Consider the following 15,374-nt stretch of genomic DNA (forward strand, 5'->3'; position numbering starts at 1 on the left):
AGGACAAGTTCGATGCAGCTCTCCCTTCTGGCACGGGGGCTCGGCGCCATCGAGGGTGGCGCCGACCCCGACGTCACGTCCTTGACCGCCGATTCGCGCAAGGTGCAGTCCGGTGCGCTGTTCGCGGCGCTGCCGGGGACGAAGGTCGACGGCACGGCCTTCGTCGCCGACGCCGAGGCGAAAGGCGCGGCAGCGCTCCTCTGCGCGGAGGGGGCGAGCATCGCCTCTTCGCTTCCGTTGGTCCGCAGCGCCGATCCGCGCCATGCCCTCGCCGTCATGGCTGCGCGGTTCTACGGGGCCCAGCCCGAATGTCTCGTCGCCGTGACCGGCACCGCGGGCAAGACCTCCATCGCCACCTTCACCCGGCAGATCTGGGAGAAGAGCGGCTACGCCGCCGCCTCGATCGGCACCACCGGCGTCGTCGCGCCGAACCGCACGATCGACGGCACGCTGACGACACCCGATCCGATCGAACTCGCCGAACTGCTTTCCAGCCTCGCGGCCGACGGCGTCACCCATGCGGCCATGGAAGCGTCGAGCCACGGCCTCGACCAGCGCCGGCTCGACGGCGTGCGCCTCGGCGCCGCGGCCTTCACCAATCTCGGCCACGATCATCTCGACTACCACCCCGATGCCGAGAGCTATTTCCAGGCGAAGATGCGGCTCTTCACGGCCCTTCTGCCGACGGGCGGTGCGGCCGTCGTCAATGCCGACGACGCCTGGTCCGGCCGGGCGATCGAGGTCGCGACCGGCGCCTCCGCGCGGGTCATGACCGTCGGCCGAAAGGGCGACTTCCTGAAACTGAAGCGGCTCGAGCACGAACGCTCCCGGCAGATCGCCGAGATCGAGGCGGAGGGGCGCATCCACCGCATCGTCCTGCCGCTCGCCGGCAGCTTCCAGATGGCCAACGCGCTCGTCGCGGCGGGGCTGGCGATCGCGACGGGCGTTCCCGTCGCCGACGCCCTGGCGGCGCTCGAAGGGCTGAAGGGCGCCAGCGGGCGGCTCGAACTCGCCGGCACCACGACGGCTGGCGTCCCGGTCTTCGTTGACTACGCCCACAAGCCCGAGGCGCTGGAGAACGTCGTCAGCTCCGTCCGCCCCTTCACCACCGGCCGCATCGTCGTCGTCTTCGGCTGCGGCGGCGACCGGGACCGGGCCAAGCGCCCGATGATGGGCGAGATCGCGACGCGTCTCGCCGACGTCGTCATCGTCACCGACGACAACCCCCGCTCGGAGGACCCGGCGAAGATCCGCGCTGCGATCATGGCCGCCGCCCCGGGCGCGCGGGAGGTGGCCGACCGCCGTCTGGCGATCCGCGAGGCGATCGCCGGCTCCCGGGCGGGGGATACGGTGATCATCGCCGGCAAGGGACACGAAACCGGCCAGAAGATCGGCGAGGTGACGCATCCTTTCAGTGACCACGCGGAAGTGCGGGCGGCGATCGCGGAGCTTCATGGATGACGGAACTGCTTTGGGAGACGGGCGTCCTCATCGACGCGATGCAGGCGCGGCCGATGGGCGATCTGCCCGAAGGGGTGACCGGCATCTCCATCGACACCCGCAGCATCGAGGCCGGGGAAGCGTTCTTCGCCATCAGGGGCGATCGGTTCGACGGCCATGACTTCCTGTCGACCGCGCAACGCGCCGGCGCCGGCATTGCCGTCGTCGCCGAGCAGAAGTTGCCGGCGCTCGGCCGGGTGCAGATTCCGATGCTGGTCGTCGACGACGTCCTCAAGGCGTTGTCCCGGCTCGCCGAGGCGGCCCGGGCGCGGTCCAGGGCGAAGATCGTCGCGGTGACCGGCAGCGTCGGCAAGACCACCACCAAGGAAGCGTTGCGCCACGGGCTTTCCGCCGTCGGCACCGTCCATGCGAGCGCGGCGTCCTTCAACAACCATTGGGGCGTTCCCCTGTCGCTCGCCCGGCTTCCTGCCGAGACGAGCTATGCCGTCTTCGAGATCGGCATGAACCATCCGAGAGAGATCCGCCCGCTGGTCTCTCTCGTCCGCCCCGACGTCGCCATCGTCACCCTGATCGCGCCGGCCCATCTCGGCCATTTCCGCGATCTCGACGAGATCGCCGAGGCAAAGGCGGAGATCTTCGAGGGAGTGGTGCCGGGCGGCGCCGCGATCCTCAATGCCGACGATCCGAAATGCGGTCTCCTCGCCGATTACGCCCGCAAGGTCGGCGTCGCCGACATCGTGACCTTCGGTGAGGGCTCCGGCGCCGATTTCCGACTGATCGCCTTTGAGGCGACGCCCGAGGGCGCCAATGTCGACGCGGAGATTGCCGGCGAGCCGCTGCGCTTTTCGCTGTCGACCCCCGGCCGACACATGGCTCAAAACGTTCTCGCCGTCCTCGGCGCGGCTCATCGCATCGGCGCCGACGTCGAGAGGGTCGCCGCGGCGCTGGCGGGGTGGCGTGCGGTGAAAGGCAGGGGCGCCCGCCATCGCCTGAGCGTTCCCGGCGGCGGCGTCACGCTGATCGACGACAGCTACAACGCCAATCCCGCCTCGATGCGTGCCGCGCTGGACGTTCTCTCCCGCGCCGAGCCCGGCAAGGACGCCCGGCGCATCGCCGTTCTCGGCGACATGCTCGAACTCGGCACGTCTTCGGCCGAACTGCACGCCGGGCTGAAGGAACACGTCCTTGCGGCGAAGGTCGATATGGTATTTCTCGCCGGCGAAGAGATGAAGGCGCTCGACGAGGCGCTGGCGGGCAGCCTCGCCTGCCGGTGGCACGAGACCAACGACGAGCTCCTCGCCGATCTCGAAAGCACCATGGAGGGCGGCGACGTCGTTCTGGTGAAGGCCTCGAAGAGTATTGGATTTTCCCGATTGGTCGAAACTCTGCTGTCACGCCACGAAGATGCGACGGAGGCGAAAGCGGCTTCCGGCGAGACCGGGTCCGCGATGGCGGACGAGACCCCGGGAGAGGCCCGATGATCGCCTATCTGGCCGAATTCGCCGATACCTTCCCGCTCTTCAACGTCTTTCGTTACATCACCTTCCGCACCGGCGCGGCGATGATCACCGGTTTCATCGTCGTCTTCCTGTTCGGGCCGGCGATCATCGCCGTCTTGAGGTTGCGCCAGGGGCGGGGCCAGCCGATTCGTGCGGACGGGCCGCAAACCCATTTCAAGAAGGCGGGCACGCCGACCATGGGCGGGCTGATGATCCTGTCCGGCGTCCTCGTCTCGACGCTGCTGTGGGCGGATCTGCGCAACATCTACGTCTGGACGGTGCTGCTGGTCACTGTCGGCTTCGGCGCCATCGGCTTTTACGACGACTATCTGAAGGTGACGAAGCAGAGCCATCTCGGCTTTTCCGGCCGGGCGCGTCTGGCGATCGAATTCGTCATCGCCGGACTGACGGTCGGGGCGATCGTCTATGCCGGCACCGGCAGTTTCGCCACCTCGCTCGCCTTGCCCTTCATCAAGGAAGTTCTGCTCAATCTCGGCCTGTTCTACGTCGTCTTCGGCGCGTTCGTGATCGTCGGGGCGGCCAATGCCGTCAACCTGACGGACGGGCTCGACGGCCTCGCGATCGTGCCGATCATGATCGCCGCCGCCGCCTTCGGCCTGATCGCCTACATTTCCGGCAACGTGAATTTCTCCAACTACCTGCAGATCCACTATGTCGCAGGCACCGGCGAACTCTCGCCGCTCTGCGGTGCGGTGATCGGCGCCGGGCTCGGCTTTCTCTGGTTCAATGCGCCGCCGGCAGCGATCTTCATGGGAGACACCGGTTCGCTGGCGCTGGGCGGCATGACGGGCGCGATCGCCGTCGCCACCAAGCACGAGATCGTCCTCGCCATCATCGGCGGTCTTTTCGTCATCGAGGCGATGTCGGTGATCATCCAGGTCGCCTCCTTCAAGCTCACCGGCAAGCGCGTCTTCCTGATGGCCCCGATCCATCACCATTTCGAGAAGCTGGGCTGGACGGAGAGTCAAGTAGTGGTACGCTTCTGGATCATCGCCTTCATGTTGGCCTTCGTGGGTCTGTCCACCCTGAAACTGAGATGAGCCAGACGAGATGATCCCCGTCACCAGTCTCGCCGGTGAACGTGTCGCCCTTTTCGGCCTCGGCGGGTCGGGTCTTGCCACGGCCGAGGCTCTCGTCGCCGGCGGGGCCGATGTTCTCGCCTTCGACGACAATCCGGCCAGCGTCGCAAAGGCGGCCGAGGCCGGCATCGTGACGGGAGACCTCAGAAACGCCGACTGGACGCGCCTGTCCGCGCTGGTCCTGTCGCCGGGCGTGCCGCTCACCCATCCGAGACCGCACTGGAGCGTCGACCTCGCCCGTGTCCATCAGGTGCCCGTCGTCGGCGACATCGAACTCTTCACGCGCGAACGGCGGATCCGCGCGCCCTCGGCACCCTTCGTCGCGATTACCGGAACCAACGGCAAGTCGACGACGACGGCGCTGATCGCCCACTGCCTGAAGGTCGCCGGCAAGGATACCCAGCTCGGCGGCAACATCGGCGTCGCCGTCCTCACCCTCGATCCGCCGACGCCCGAGCGTCATTACGTCGTCGAGTGTTCGTCCTACCAGATCGATCTCGCGCCATCGATCGAGCCGACCGTCGGGCTCCTTCTCAACCTGTCGCCCGACCATCTCGACCGCCACGGCAGCATGGGCAATTACGCCGCGATCAAGGCCCGGCTCGTCGCCAATGCCGAGATGGCTGTGATCGGCATCGACACCGAGCCCTGCCGCCATATAGCCGAGGGCCTCGCCTCCGACGGCAGGGACGTGACGCGGATCTCGCAATCCGCCGCTCTCGACGGCGGCGTCGGCTTCGACGGCAAGAGCCTCGTCCGACGGATGAGGGGCTTTGCCGAGGCGCGGTTCGATCTGTCCGCCATCGGCTCGCTGCGCGGGCGCCACAATGCCCAGAACGCCGCCGCCGCCGTCGCCGCGCTCACCCGTCTCGGTGTCGACGACGAGACCATCGCGCGGGGCCTGACGAGTTTTCCCGGCCTCGCCCATCGGATGGAACAGGTCGGCCGCTCCGGTCCCGTCCTCTTCGTCAACGATTCCAAGGCCACCAACGCCGATGCCGCGGCTCCGGCGCTCGCCGCCTTCCAGCGCATCTACTGGATTGCCGGCGGCCTCCCGAAAGAAGGCGGCATCGCGTCGCTCAAACCGTTCTTTCCGCGCATCGCCAAGGCTTATCTGATCGGCGAGGCGGCCCCCGCCTTCGCCGCCACTCTTGGTGAACGAATTCCTTACGAAATCTCTGGCACACTGTCCGTCGCCGTCGAACATGCGGCGGCCGATGCGAAGGCGGCCGGAGAGGAAGCCGTGGTTCTCCTGTCTCCGGCCTGTGCGAGCTTCGACCAGTTTCGGAATTTCGAGGTCAGGGGCGATGCCTTCCGCGCGGTGGTGGCAGGCCTGCCGGACGTCGAGGAGATCCGCGGAGAGACCGGATGATGAGTGCATTGACGGGACGGGAGACGGCGACGCTCCTGACGGACTGGTGGCGGAGCGTCGACAAGTGGCTGCTCGCGGCCTTCCTGATCCTGCTGGTCGCCGGCTTCATGCTGTCCTTTGCGGCGAGTCCGCCGGTCGCCGAGCGCATCGGCCTCGAGCCGTTCCATTTCGTCAAGCGGCACGCGCTCTTCCTCGTCCCCTCCGTGCTGGTGATGATGGCGACCTCGATGCTGTCGCCGCGCGGCGTGCGCCGGGCCTCGTTCCTCATCCTCATCGGGGCGATCGTCCTGATGATCGCGGCGCTGTTCTTTGGAACGGAGATCAAGGGCGCACGGCGCTGGATCGACTTCGGCCCGCTCAACATCCAGCCGTCTGAGTTCATGAAGCCCTGCTTCATCGTCATCTGCGCATGGCTGCTCGCCGAAAAGGTCAAGCGGGCGGATGTTCCGGGCAATCTCTATGCGATGATCCTGCTCCTCATCGTCACCGCGCTGCTCGTCGCCCAGCCCGATCTCGGCCAGACCATGCTGGTCGCCGGCGCCTGGGGCGGCCTCGTCTTCATGGCCGGCCTCTCCTGGCTGTGGATCGTGCTCCTCGGCGGCGTCGGCCTTGCCGGCGCGGCGGGCGCCTATTTCATGTTCGACCACGTGGCGAGCCGCATCAACCGGTTCTGGACCGGCGAGGGCGACACCTTCCAGACCGACCGGGCGCGCGAAGCGATCCTCAACGGCGGCTGGCTCGGCCAGGGGCCGGGCGAGGGGACGGTGAAGCGGCTTCTGCCGGACAGCCACACCGACTTCGCCTTCTCGGTGCTGGCCGAGGAATTCGGCATCGTCGCCTGCATGGTTCTGGCGACGCTCTTCGCCTTCGTCGTCCTGCGCGGCCTCTCGACGGCGCTGAAGCAGCGCGATCCGTTCGTGCGCCTGTCGATCTGCGGCCTCGTCTTCATCTTCGGCCTGCAGTCGATCATCAACATGGCGGTGAACCTGCAGCTGATGCCGGCCAAGGGCATGACGCTGCCCTTCATCTCCTATGGCGGGTCCTCGATGCTGGCAATCGCCATGTCCGCCGGTTTCATCCTCGCTCTCACCCGCAAGCGGGCCGAGAACCGTTCCTTCACCGACAAGCTCGTCCACAGGACCTGGGTGCTGCACGGGGCGACGTGATCGGTGGCAGGCGATGACGGGACAGACGATGGCGAGGACCGGCAGCCGGAGCAAAACACGGCGGTCGGTCCGTCCCCGCGGGACAAGACCGAAGGCGAGCGCGAGCAGATCAAGCTGCAGGCCGGCTACATGAACGGGATCGCGGTCGGCGTCTTCATCGTCGGCGGCTTCACGATCCCGACGTCGATCATTCTCAGTTCCGGCGACCTGGTCTTTGCCGCAATTTTCGCGCCGTTTTGCTTCCTCCTCAGTTTCGGACTACATAAAGTCGCGAAAAGCTCGCTGAAGGAGCTGGACCGATGAGCGTAGTCGAGACAATCTTATTGGCCTCGCTGCTGCCGATAGGCGCAGTCGCGATCGCTGCACTGGTGTTGCGTGATTCTCGGAAGATCACGGCGCAGGCCCATGCTCGAGCCAAGGCTCGGCAAGAACTCCACTAGGGATCACTAGACACTCACCGTTTTCACGCTGCTGCCTGGGTGCGCCCCTGACGCAATGCGTTGCTACGAGATCGCGCTGCCACGTCGTGCTCTCGTGCGTCGTTGCGATCCAGCCTTGTCAGGAGCTCGAACCTTCGTGCCGCGTCGTCGGATAGAGGTCTCGCCCAACGCAGCCCTTTTGTCCCGTTTGTCGTCTCGATCCGGTAACTGATGCCAGAACCTTCCCGATCCGCCCGTTCACGAGCTTCCATGACCACGATCCTTCTCGCCGCCGGCGGCACCGGCGGCCATCTGTTTCCCGCCGAAGCCCTCGCACACGAGCTGATCGCCCGCGGCTACACGGTCGAACTCGTCACCGACGAGCGGGCCGGCCGTTTCGCCGAGCGCTTTCCGGTGAAGGAGGTCCACCGGGTCCGCTCGGCGACCTTCGCTTCGAAGAACCCTTTCTCCGTGATGAAGTCGATGTGGACGCTGTGGCGCGGCTTTCGCGAGTCCGGTGCATTGGTCCGCAAGCTGCGCCCGGCCGTGGTCGTCGGCTTCGGCGGCTATCCGACGGTGCCCCCGCTGATGGCGGCGATCCGAGCCGGCCGCCCGACGGTGATTCACGAACAGAACGCGGTGATGGGCCGGGCCAACAGGTTCCTCGCGCCGCGGGTCGACAGGATCGCTGCCGGCATTCCCCAGGAAAAGGCGTCGGACCAGATCGCGGCAAAGATCGCCGTCACCGGCAATCCGGTCCGCCCGGCCGTGCTCGAGGCGGCGAAGACGGTCTACGAGCCGGCGGGACCCGACCAGACCTTCGATCTGGTGGTCTTCGGCGGCAGCCAGGGCGCGGCGTTCTTCTCCGATGCCATCCCGAAGGCCGTCGCCCTCCTGCCGGACGAGGTTCGGTCGCGGCTGAAGGTGACCCAGCAGGCGAGGGCGGAAGACGAGGCTCGGGTGCGCGCCTTCTATGCCGAGCGGGGCATCCCGGCCGAGGTCTCGCCGTTCTTTGCCGACATGGCGGCGCGAATCGGCTCGGCCCATCTCGTCGTCAGCCGCTCGGGCGCCTCGACCGTCTCGGAGATCGCCGTGATCGGCCGACCCGCAATTCTGGTGCCGTTCCCCTACGCCCTCGATCACGACCAGGCGGCCAATGCCGCCAAGATCGAGGCTGCCGGCGGAGCGATCGTCGCGGCCCAGGCCGAGCTGACGCCGGAGCGTCTGGCCGGCCTCATCCAGAGCATCGCCGAGGATCGCCAGCGCGCCGCCGCAATGGCCGATGCCGCGCGGGCGACGGGCCTGCCGAATGCCGCCGCCTTGCTCGCCGACCTCGTTGCCTCTATGCCCGGCGTGAGCGAAAATCGTTGAAACGCCAACGCGATTGAGGGAACTGCCATGAAGATGCCGCCGAATATCGGGCCGGTCCATTTCATCGGGATCGGCGGCATCGGCATGAGCGGGATTGCCGAGGTGCTGGTCAATCTCGGCTATACGGTCCAGGGCTCCGACCAGAGCGAGAATGCCAACGTCCAGCGGCTGCGGGAAAAGGGCGTCACCGTCCAAATCGGTCATTCGGCGGAAAATCTCGGCACCGCCGAGGTGGTGGTCGTCTCGACCGCCATCCGGCGCAGCAATCCGGAGCTGTCGGCGGCGCGCGAGCGGCTGCTGCCGATCGTCCGGCGGGCGGAGATGCTCGCCGAGCTGATGCGCTTCCGCCAGGCGATCGCCATCGGCGGCACCCACGGCAAGACCACCACCACCTCGATGGTGGCGACGCTGCTCGACGCCGGCGGCATGGATCCGACCGTCGTCAACGGCGGCATCATCAACGCCTACGGCACCAATGCCCGGATGGGCGGCGGCGACTGGATGGTGGTTGAGGCCGACGAGAGCGACGGCACCTTCCTCAAGCTGCCGGCCGACGTGGCGGTGGTGACCAACATCGATCCCGAACATCTCGATCACTACGGCACCTTCGACGCCGTGCGCGCCGCCTTCCGCGCCTTCGTCGAAAACGTGCCGTTCTACGGCTTCGCCGTGATGTGTCTCGACCACCCGGAGGTGCAGACGCTCGTCGGCGAGATCGAGGACCGTCGCGTCATCACCTATGGCGAGAACCTGCAGGCCGACGTGCGGTTCGAAAATCTCCGTTTCGAGCCGGGAAAGTCGGTCTTCGACGTCACTCTGCGTGACCGGGTGACCGGAAAGACCGAGCGGATCGCCGACCTGGAGCTGCCGATGCCAGGCCGCCACAACGTCTCCAACGCCACGGCGGCGATCGCCGTCGCCCATCGTCTCGGCATTTCCGCCGACGCCATCCGGTCCGGTCTCGCCGGCTTCGGCGGCGTCAAGCGTCGCTTCACGCTGACCGGCGTGGTGGGGGGCATTTCCGTCTACGACGACTACGGCCACCACCCGGTCGAAATTCGCGCGGTGCTCGCCGCTGCCCGCGCCTCGGCGACGGGGCGAGTGGTCGCCATCGTGCAGCCGCATCGCTATTCGCGGCTGCAGTCGCTGTTTTCCGATTTCGCCTCCTGCTTCAACGACGCCGATACGGTGGTCATCGCGCCGGTCTATGCGGCCGGTGAGGAGCCGATCCCCTTCGTCAGCTCCGATCTCCTGGTCGAGCGCCTGAAACTCGGCGGTCATCGCGATGCCCGTCTGATCGACGGCCCGGAGGAGATCGCACCCCTCGTCAAGCAGATCGCCGAGGCTGGGGACATGATCGTCTTCCTCGGAGCGGGCTCGATCACCGGCTGGGCCTATGCGTTGCCGAAGGAGCTCGAGAAGCTCGGGCTCGGCGAGCCGAGTCGCTCGGTATGACGTGCCCCGAGCGCCTCGGCGACGGCCGTCCGGGTGGCGCGCCGGGCTGATTGCCGGACGCCGAAGTGTCCGTCCTCGGCCAACATCCAGCACGGTTCTACTCGCCCTCCAAGAAGACCTGGCGATCGACCGACCGAACTCTGTCCGGTTGAGGGTCGCCGGGGGCCGGGCCGTCCGCCCGACTCCAACGGTCGAAGCTCCAACTGGACAGTGACGTTGACGTAATCGTCAGGCAAGACGTTTTTGATGTTTGGTTGCGGGTTGATAGAGAATACTCGACGCACTGCCGTTGACGTATTCGTAAGCCCCGAATTCTGTCACATTTCCGCCACGCCGCGCGCGGAATTGCATCCCGCAAGCCCCGTCCCGCCGCGTCCCGTTACGCTGCGACCACCGCGCCGGAAATAACGCGTCCATTGAAAACTTTCAAATGCCGAGTATAAAACTCCGATAATAACGTTAGATTTGGAGTGGAGAAGAAGAGCGAAGTTAAGTTCGCCCTCTGTTGCATATGTGCAGTCGGACAGTTTTGCACTAGGCTGGATGGATTGGATGACGCCATGCAAAGCCGAAAGCGGCCGGGCGTCGGAAGAGTGGGGGGGGAACCAATGCCAATTCATCGCAAAAACATGTCGATCGCGCTCGTCCTCGTGGCAGCGTCCAGCACTTCGGCGCTCGCCGGCGGGTTCCAGCGCGGCACCGCCGATACCGACATTCTCTTCGAGCCCGGCACTGTGAACACGCGCGCCAGCCTGACTTACATCGATCCGCGGCGCGGCTTCACGTCGATCGACGGGCAAGACGGCGACTTCGATAATTATACCGGCGATTATCTGATCCCCAACTATGCGATCTCCCTCGGCAATGACGTGTTCGGCTGCGCTGCGACCGCGACCGAATCCTTTGCCGCCGAGGCCGACTATTCCGGCGCACCGGGCGGCGCGCTGCCGATGCAGGTCAGTTCCACGCAGAGCACGTCGACGGCCGATCGAACGAATTTCACGACGGCGTCATCGGTCTCCCGGACCCAGCGGCTGGCGTTCGACTCGCAGGAACTCGGACTTACCTGCCGCGTCAGCTATCAGGCCGAGTCGGGCCGCTACAGCCTCCTCGGTGGCGTCTTCGTCGAGGACTTCCACTTCGAGGGAACGAGCCTCGGTACGACTTATATCGCTCCGGGTGTGCCTTTTCCCGTCGTCAACAGCCGCATCGACGTCGAGAGCGACGGTGGCTACAAGGCCGGCTTCCGCATCGGCGCCGCCTACGAAATCCCGGAATACGCCCTGCGGATTCAGGCGATGTACCGATCCGAGGTGAAGCACGACGAGATCGAGGGGGATGGCACGGTCACCATTCTCAATTCACTCGTCCAGACGCTGCCGGCCGGCACCGTGATCCCGGTGGATTCTTACTTCAGCGAGGCGACGAGCCCGCAATTCGTCGACATCAAGGCCCAGACCGGCATCGCCCCCGGCTGGCTGCTGCTCGGCTCGTTCCGCTGGACCGATTGGTCGACCAACGAGGTGAGCGTCAGCTCGATTTCGAACGCTGCGGCGGGAATATCCTCTTCCTCCTTCGCGCCATATCACTGGCGCGACGGCTACACCGCCCAGATCGGCGTCGGCCACGCCTTCAACGACCAGATCTCCGCGGCCGTGGCGGTCGGCTTCGACAGCGGCGTCTCCACGGGCGCGGAAACCACCTACACCGATCTCTACACGCTCTCCGGCGGCGTCTCGTTCAAGGCCAACAAGATGGCCGAGCTGCGCTTCGGTGGTGTCGTCGGCTACTGGACGAACGGCGACCAGTCGACGTCGCAGGACAGCTACTACGATGCGACGGTCGGCGACGACATGGTTTACGGCGTCAACGCGTCGTTCAGACTGACCTTCTGAACCGAGGCGCGCATCCCGCACCGGCCGGGTCTGATCCCCGTCGATGTGGCGGGTCTGCCACACATGCAAGGCGCGCCGTCCCGGCGCGTCTTTTTTCGTTGTAGAGCAAAAGGTTCCGGCGGTTTTTCGCGAAAATTCCCGTGTGCTTTGGGTGCAACACTATTGCAACGCTGCACCGGCTATAGTCGGGGAGACGGCTTTGGCGCCCCGTTGCCGCCACAAAACGCCGTCACCCGATGCTGGCCGACGTCTCGCCGGAGGAATCGGCTGAAAGACGAGGGGGAAGACATGGACGTCAAATCGATCGACAAATCGCGGCTGCCGAGCCGCCATGTGACCGAAGGGCCGGAGCGCGCGCCGCATCGCTCCTACCTCTACGCCATGGGTCTGACGGACAAGCAAATTCACCAGCCGCTGGTCGGCGTCGCGACGGCCTGGAACGAGGCCGCGCCGTGCAACATCTCGCTGCAGCGCCAGGCCCAGGCGGTCAAGAAGGGCGTCGCCGCCAATCGCGGCACGCCGCGCGAATTCGCCACCATCACCGTCACCGACGGCATCGCCATGGGCCATGCCGGCATGAAGTCCTCCCTCGCCAGCCGCGACGTCATCGCCGATTCGGTCGAGCTGACGATGCGTGGCCATTCCTATGACGCGATGGTGGCCATGGCCGGCTGCGACAAGAGCCTGCCGGGCATGATGATGTCGATGATCCGGCTGAACGTGCCGTCGATCTTCATCTATGGCGGCTCCATCCTGCCGGGCCGCTACAAGGGGCGCGACATCGTCGTCCAGGACCTCTTCGAGGCCGTCGGCCTGCATTCGGTCGGCAAGATGGACGACGTGACGCTGGACGAGATGGAGCGCGTCGCCTGTCCGTCGGCGGGCTCCTGCGGCGGCCAGTACACCGCCAACACCATGGCGATGGTCGCCGAGGCGATCGGCCTCGCGCTGCCCTACAGCTGCGGGGCGCCGGCACCCTACGAGATCCGCGACGCCTTCTGCTCCATGGCCGGCGAGCAGGTGATGGTTCTGTTGGAACAGAACCTCCGCCCGCGCGACATCGTCACCCGCAAGGCCTTCGAAAACGCCGCGATGACGGTCGCCGCGACCGGCGGCTCGACCAATGCGGCGCTGCATCTGCCGGCGATGGCGCACGAGGCCGGCATCGAGTTCGATCTGTTCGACGTCGGCGAGATCTTCCGCAAGACGCCCTATATCGGCGACCTGAAGCCCGGCGGCAAATACGTTGCCAAGGACCTGTTCGAGGCTGGCGGCATTCCGCTGGTGATGAAGGCGCTGCTCGAAGGGGGCTTCCTGCATGGCGACTGCATGACCGTCACCGGCAAGACCGTCGCCGAAAACCTCGCCAACGTGAAATGGAACGAGGAGCAGGACGTGGTGCGTCCGACCTCCAACCCCATTTCGCCGACCGGCGGCGTGGTTTCCCTCCGCGGCAATCTCGCGCCCGACGGTGCCATCGTGAAGGTCGCGGGTCTGAAGAACCTGCGCTTCGTCGGCCCGGCCCGCGTCTTCGACGACGAGGAAGAATGCTTCCGCTGCGTCGACAAGCGCGAATACCGGGAAGGCGAGGTGCTGGTGATCCGCTACGAAGGGCCGAAGGGCGGCCCCGGCATGCGCGAGATGCTCTCGACCACCGCGGCGCTCTATGGCCAGGGCATGGGCGACAAGGTCGCGCTGATCACCGATGGCCGGTTTTCTGGCGCCACCCGCGGCTTCTGCATCGGCCATGTCGGCCCCGAAGCGGCGGTGGGCGGCCCGATCGCCCTGGTCCGGGACGGTGACATGATCACCCTCGATGCCACCACGGGCGAGATTTCGGTCGACGTCAGCGCCGAGGAGTTCGAGCGGCGCAGGGCCGACTGGGCACCGCGCGAGACCGAGTATCCCACGGGCGCCATCTGGAAATATGCGCAGCAGGTCGGCACGGCCCGCAAGGGTGCGGTGACCCATCCGGGCGGCACTGCGGAAAAGCACTGCTATGCAGACATTTAAGGGACGTCTTCTGGCTCTCGCCCTGGCCTCGGCAGCGCTGCTGTCCGTCGGCCAGGGCGCCCTGGCGCTCGATCCGGACGCCCAGGTCAATCCCGATGCCGGGCCGCTGGAGCTGTTCTCCTTCGGCTTCAAGGCCTATCAGCGCGGCGAAAAGCTCGAGGCCTTCGAGGCCCTGCGCTACGCCGCCGACAAGGGGCATCCGGGGGCCCGCTGGAAGCTCGGCAAGATGTATGCCGAGGGCGACGGCGTGCCCGAGAACGACTACGAGGCGTTCAAGATCTTCGAGCAGATCGTTCGCGATCAGGACGACGAGACCGGCAACTATTCCAACGCCGCCTATGTCGCCAGCGCCGTCGTCGCGCTGGCCGATTATCTGCGGCTCGGCATCGCCAACAGTCCCGTCACCGTCGACCTGCCGCGGGCGCGGCAGTTCTATTTCCACGCCGCTTCGTTCTTCGGCGACGCCAAGGCGCAGTTCGAACTCGGGCGGATGCTGCTCAACGGCGAGGGAGGCCGCGCCAATCCCCGTCAGGCGGCGAGATGGCTGAACCTTGCGGCGGAAAAGGGCCATGTCGGCGCCGAGGCGCTGCTCGGCTATCTGCTCTTCGACGGCAAGACGATCTCGCTCCGGCCCGAGCCGGTGCGCGGCCTCGCCATGCTGACGATGGCGCTGAAGGACGCCGGCGCGAGCGACCAGCAATGGATCCGCCCGCTGCAGGAAGAGACGTTCTCCGTCGCCAGCGAGGACGTGCGGCGTCAGGCCCAGGCCTATGTCGACCAGCAGGTCCTGCCGGCGGCCGGGGCGGTGGTCAGCGCCAAGAACTGAGGGTGCTCCCTCAGGCTTGGAGCTCCATCACCACCGGGACGTGGTCCGACGGCTTTTCCCAGCCGCGGACGTGCTTCTCGATGCCGACCGAGACCAGCCGGTCCTGCACTTCGGGCGAGATCATGAGGTGGTCGATGCGGATGCCGTTGTTCTTCTGCCAGGCGCCGGCTTGATAGTCCCAGAACGTATAGGTCTTCGGCTCGTCCGTCGTCAGCCGCACGGCGTCGGCGAGGCCGAGATTGACCAGCCGGCGGAGCGCCCCGCGGCTCTCCGGCTGAAACAGCGCATCGCCGAGCCAGGCCTGCGGATTCGCGACGTCGATGGGCATCGGGATGACGTTGTAGTCGCCGGCGAGGACGAGATCGTCTTCTTCGGCGAGCAGCGCCGCCGCATGGGCGATCAGCCGCTCCATCCAGGCGAGCTTGTAGGCGAACTTCTCGGTGCCCAGCGGATTGCCGTTCGGCAGATAGATGGAAGCGACGCGCAGGCGCCTGCCGCCGATCTCCCAGAGCCCTTCGATGTAGCGCGCATGATCGTCGGCATCGTTGCCGGGAAGGCCGCGGAGGACGGAGGTGGGCTTGCTCCTGGAGAGTAGCGCGACGCCGTTGAAGCCCTTCTGGCCGTGGGTCTCGACGTGGTAGCCGAGCGCCTCGATCGCCGCCCGCGGAAAGGTCTCGTCGACGCTCTTGATCTCCTGGAGACCGACGATGTCCGGCGAGGCGGCTTCGAGCCAGGCGAGAAGGGCGTCGAGGCGGGCCTTGACGCCGTTGATGTTCCAGGTGGCGATCAGCATCCGG

Annotated in this window: 12 protein-coding genes; 11 read left to right on the plus strand and 1 reads right to left on the minus strand. The window is 66.5% G+C overall.

Going from position 1 to position 15,374, the window contains the following annotated elements; translation table 11 throughout:
- The first annotated feature begins 12 nt into the window (after positions 1-12).
- The 11 genes from LZD57_RS18885 (at position 13) to LZD57_RS18935 (ending at position 14,577) form a co-directional block, all read left to right on the plus strand.
- Positions 13-1,461: a UDP-N-acetylmuramoyl-L-alanyl-D-glutamate--2,6-diaminopimelate ligase gene (locus LZD57_RS18885; RefSeq protein WP_233721129.1), complete on the plus strand. Its 1,449-nt coding sequence runs from the start codon at positions 13-15 to the stop codon at positions 1,459-1,461.
- On the plus strand, positions 1,458-2,942 hold the full coding sequence (locus LZD57_RS18890) for a UDP-N-acetylmuramoylalanyl-D-glutamyl-2,6-diaminopimelate--D-alanyl-D-alanine ligase (RefSeq protein WP_233721131.1): 1,485 nt from the start codon (positions 1,458-1,460) through the stop codon (positions 2,940-2,942). The genes LZD57_RS18885 and LZD57_RS18890 overlap by 4 nt, the downstream gene beginning before the upstream one ends.
- The gene (gene mraY / locus LZD57_RS18895; RefSeq protein ID WP_233721133.1) at positions 2,939-4,021 is read left to right on the plus strand and encodes a phospho-N-acetylmuramoyl-pentapeptide-transferase; all 1,083 of its coding nucleotides are present in this window, start codon (positions 2,939-2,941) and stop codon (positions 4,019-4,021) included. The genes LZD57_RS18890 and mraY overlap by 4 nt, the downstream gene beginning before the upstream one ends.
- 10 nt (positions 4,022-4,031) lie before the next feature.
- Positions 4,032-5,432: a UDP-N-acetylmuramoyl-L-alanine--D-glutamate ligase gene (gene murD, locus LZD57_RS18900; RefSeq protein WP_233721135.1), complete on the plus strand. Its 1,401-nt coding sequence runs from the start codon at positions 4,032-4,034 to the stop codon at positions 5,430-5,432.
- An 8-nt stretch (positions 5,433-5,440) separates the two neighbouring features.
- Entirely contained in the window at positions 5,441-6,598 is a 1,158-nt protein-coding gene (ftsW, locus tag LZD57_RS18905; RefSeq protein WP_420844834.1) for a putative lipid II flippase FtsW, read from the plus strand.
- Between the two features lie 3 nt (positions 6,599-6,601).
- Complete coding sequence (locus LZD57_RS18910; RefSeq protein ID WP_233721137.1) at positions 6,602-6,901, plus strand: hypothetical protein; 300 nt, start codon at positions 6,602-6,604, stop codon at positions 6,899-6,901.
- Between the two features lie 386 nt (positions 6,902-7,287).
- A complete protein-coding gene (murG, locus tag LZD57_RS18915) occupies positions 7,288-8,388 on the plus strand; it encodes an undecaprenyldiphospho-muramoylpentapeptide beta-N-acetylglucosaminyltransferase (protein WP_233721139.1) in 1,101 nt (366 codons plus the stop codon).
- 27 nt (positions 8,389-8,415) lie between these two features.
- Entirely contained in the window at positions 8,416-9,843 is a 1,428-nt protein-coding gene (gene murC, locus LZD57_RS18920; protein ID WP_233721140.1) for a UDP-N-acetylmuramate--L-alanine ligase, read from the plus strand.
- Positions 9,844-10,313: 470 nt separating this feature from the next.
- Positions 10,314-11,738: a long-chain fatty acid transporter gene (locus LZD57_RS18925; RefSeq protein ID WP_233721141.1), complete on the plus strand. Its 1,425-nt coding sequence runs from the start codon at positions 10,314-10,316 to the stop codon at positions 11,736-11,738.
- A 288-nt stretch (positions 11,739-12,026) separates the two neighbouring features.
- The gene (gene ilvD, locus LZD57_RS18930) at positions 12,027-13,751 is read left to right on the plus strand and encodes a dihydroxy-acid dehydratase (RefSeq protein WP_233721142.1); all 1,725 of its coding nucleotides are present in this window, start codon (positions 12,027-12,029) and stop codon (positions 13,749-13,751) included.
- Positions 13,738-14,577: a tetratricopeptide repeat protein gene (locus tag LZD57_RS18935; protein ID WP_233721143.1), complete on the plus strand. Its 840-nt coding sequence runs from the start codon at positions 13,738-13,740 to the stop codon at positions 14,575-14,577. Before ilvD ends, LZD57_RS18935 begins: the two co-directional genes overlap by 14 nt.
- A gap of 10 nt (positions 14,578-14,587) precedes the next feature.
- Here LZD57_RS18935 and xth read toward each other — a convergent pair whose 3' ends face one another.
- Positions 14,588-15,370, minus strand: coding sequence for an exodeoxyribonuclease III (gene xth, locus LZD57_RS18940; protein WP_233721144.1), 783 nt, complete (start codon positions 15,368-15,370; stop codon positions 14,588-14,590).
- Positions 15,371-15,374 lie beyond the last annotated feature (4 nt).

The organism is Jiella avicenniae, from assembly GCF_021390325.1.
Lineage (GTDB): Bacteria > Pseudomonadota > Alphaproteobacteria > Rhizobiales > Rhizobiaceae > Jiella > Jiella avicenniae.

Bases quoted from the DNA above. Each gene is read 5' to 3' on its own strand.
- LZD57_RS18885 (WP_233721129.1), top strand. From the start codon at position 13: ATGCAGCTCTCCCTTCTGGCACGGGGGCTCGGCGCCATCGAGGGTGGC.
- LZD57_RS18890 (WP_233721131.1), top strand. From the start codon at position 1,458: ATGACGGAACTGCTTTGGGAGACGGGCGTCCTCATCGACGCGATGCAG.
- mraY (WP_233721133.1), top strand. From the start codon at position 2,939: ATGATCGCCTATCTGGCCGAATTCGCCGATACCTTCCCGCTCTTCAAC.
- murD (WP_233721135.1), top strand. From the start codon at position 4,032: ATGATCCCCGTCACCAGTCTCGCCGGTGAACGTGTCGCCCTTTTCGGC.
- murG (WP_233721139.1), top strand. From the start codon at position 7,288: ATGACCACGATCCTTCTCGCCGCCGGCGGCACCGGCGGCCATCTGTTT.
- murC (WP_233721140.1), top strand. From the start codon at position 8,416: ATGAAGATGCCGCCGAATATCGGGCCGGTCCATTTCATCGGGATCGGC.
- ilvD (WP_233721142.1), top strand. From the start codon at position 12,027: ATGGACGTCAAATCGATCGACAAATCGCGGCTGCCGAGCCGCCATGTG.
- LZD57_RS18935 (WP_233721143.1), top strand. From the start codon at position 13,738: ATGCAGACATTTAAGGGACGTCTTCTGGCTCTCGCCCTGGCCTCGGCA.
- xth (WP_233721144.1), bottom strand. From the start codon at position 15,370: ATGCTGATCGCCACCTGGAACATCAACGGCGTCAAGGCCCGCCTCGAC.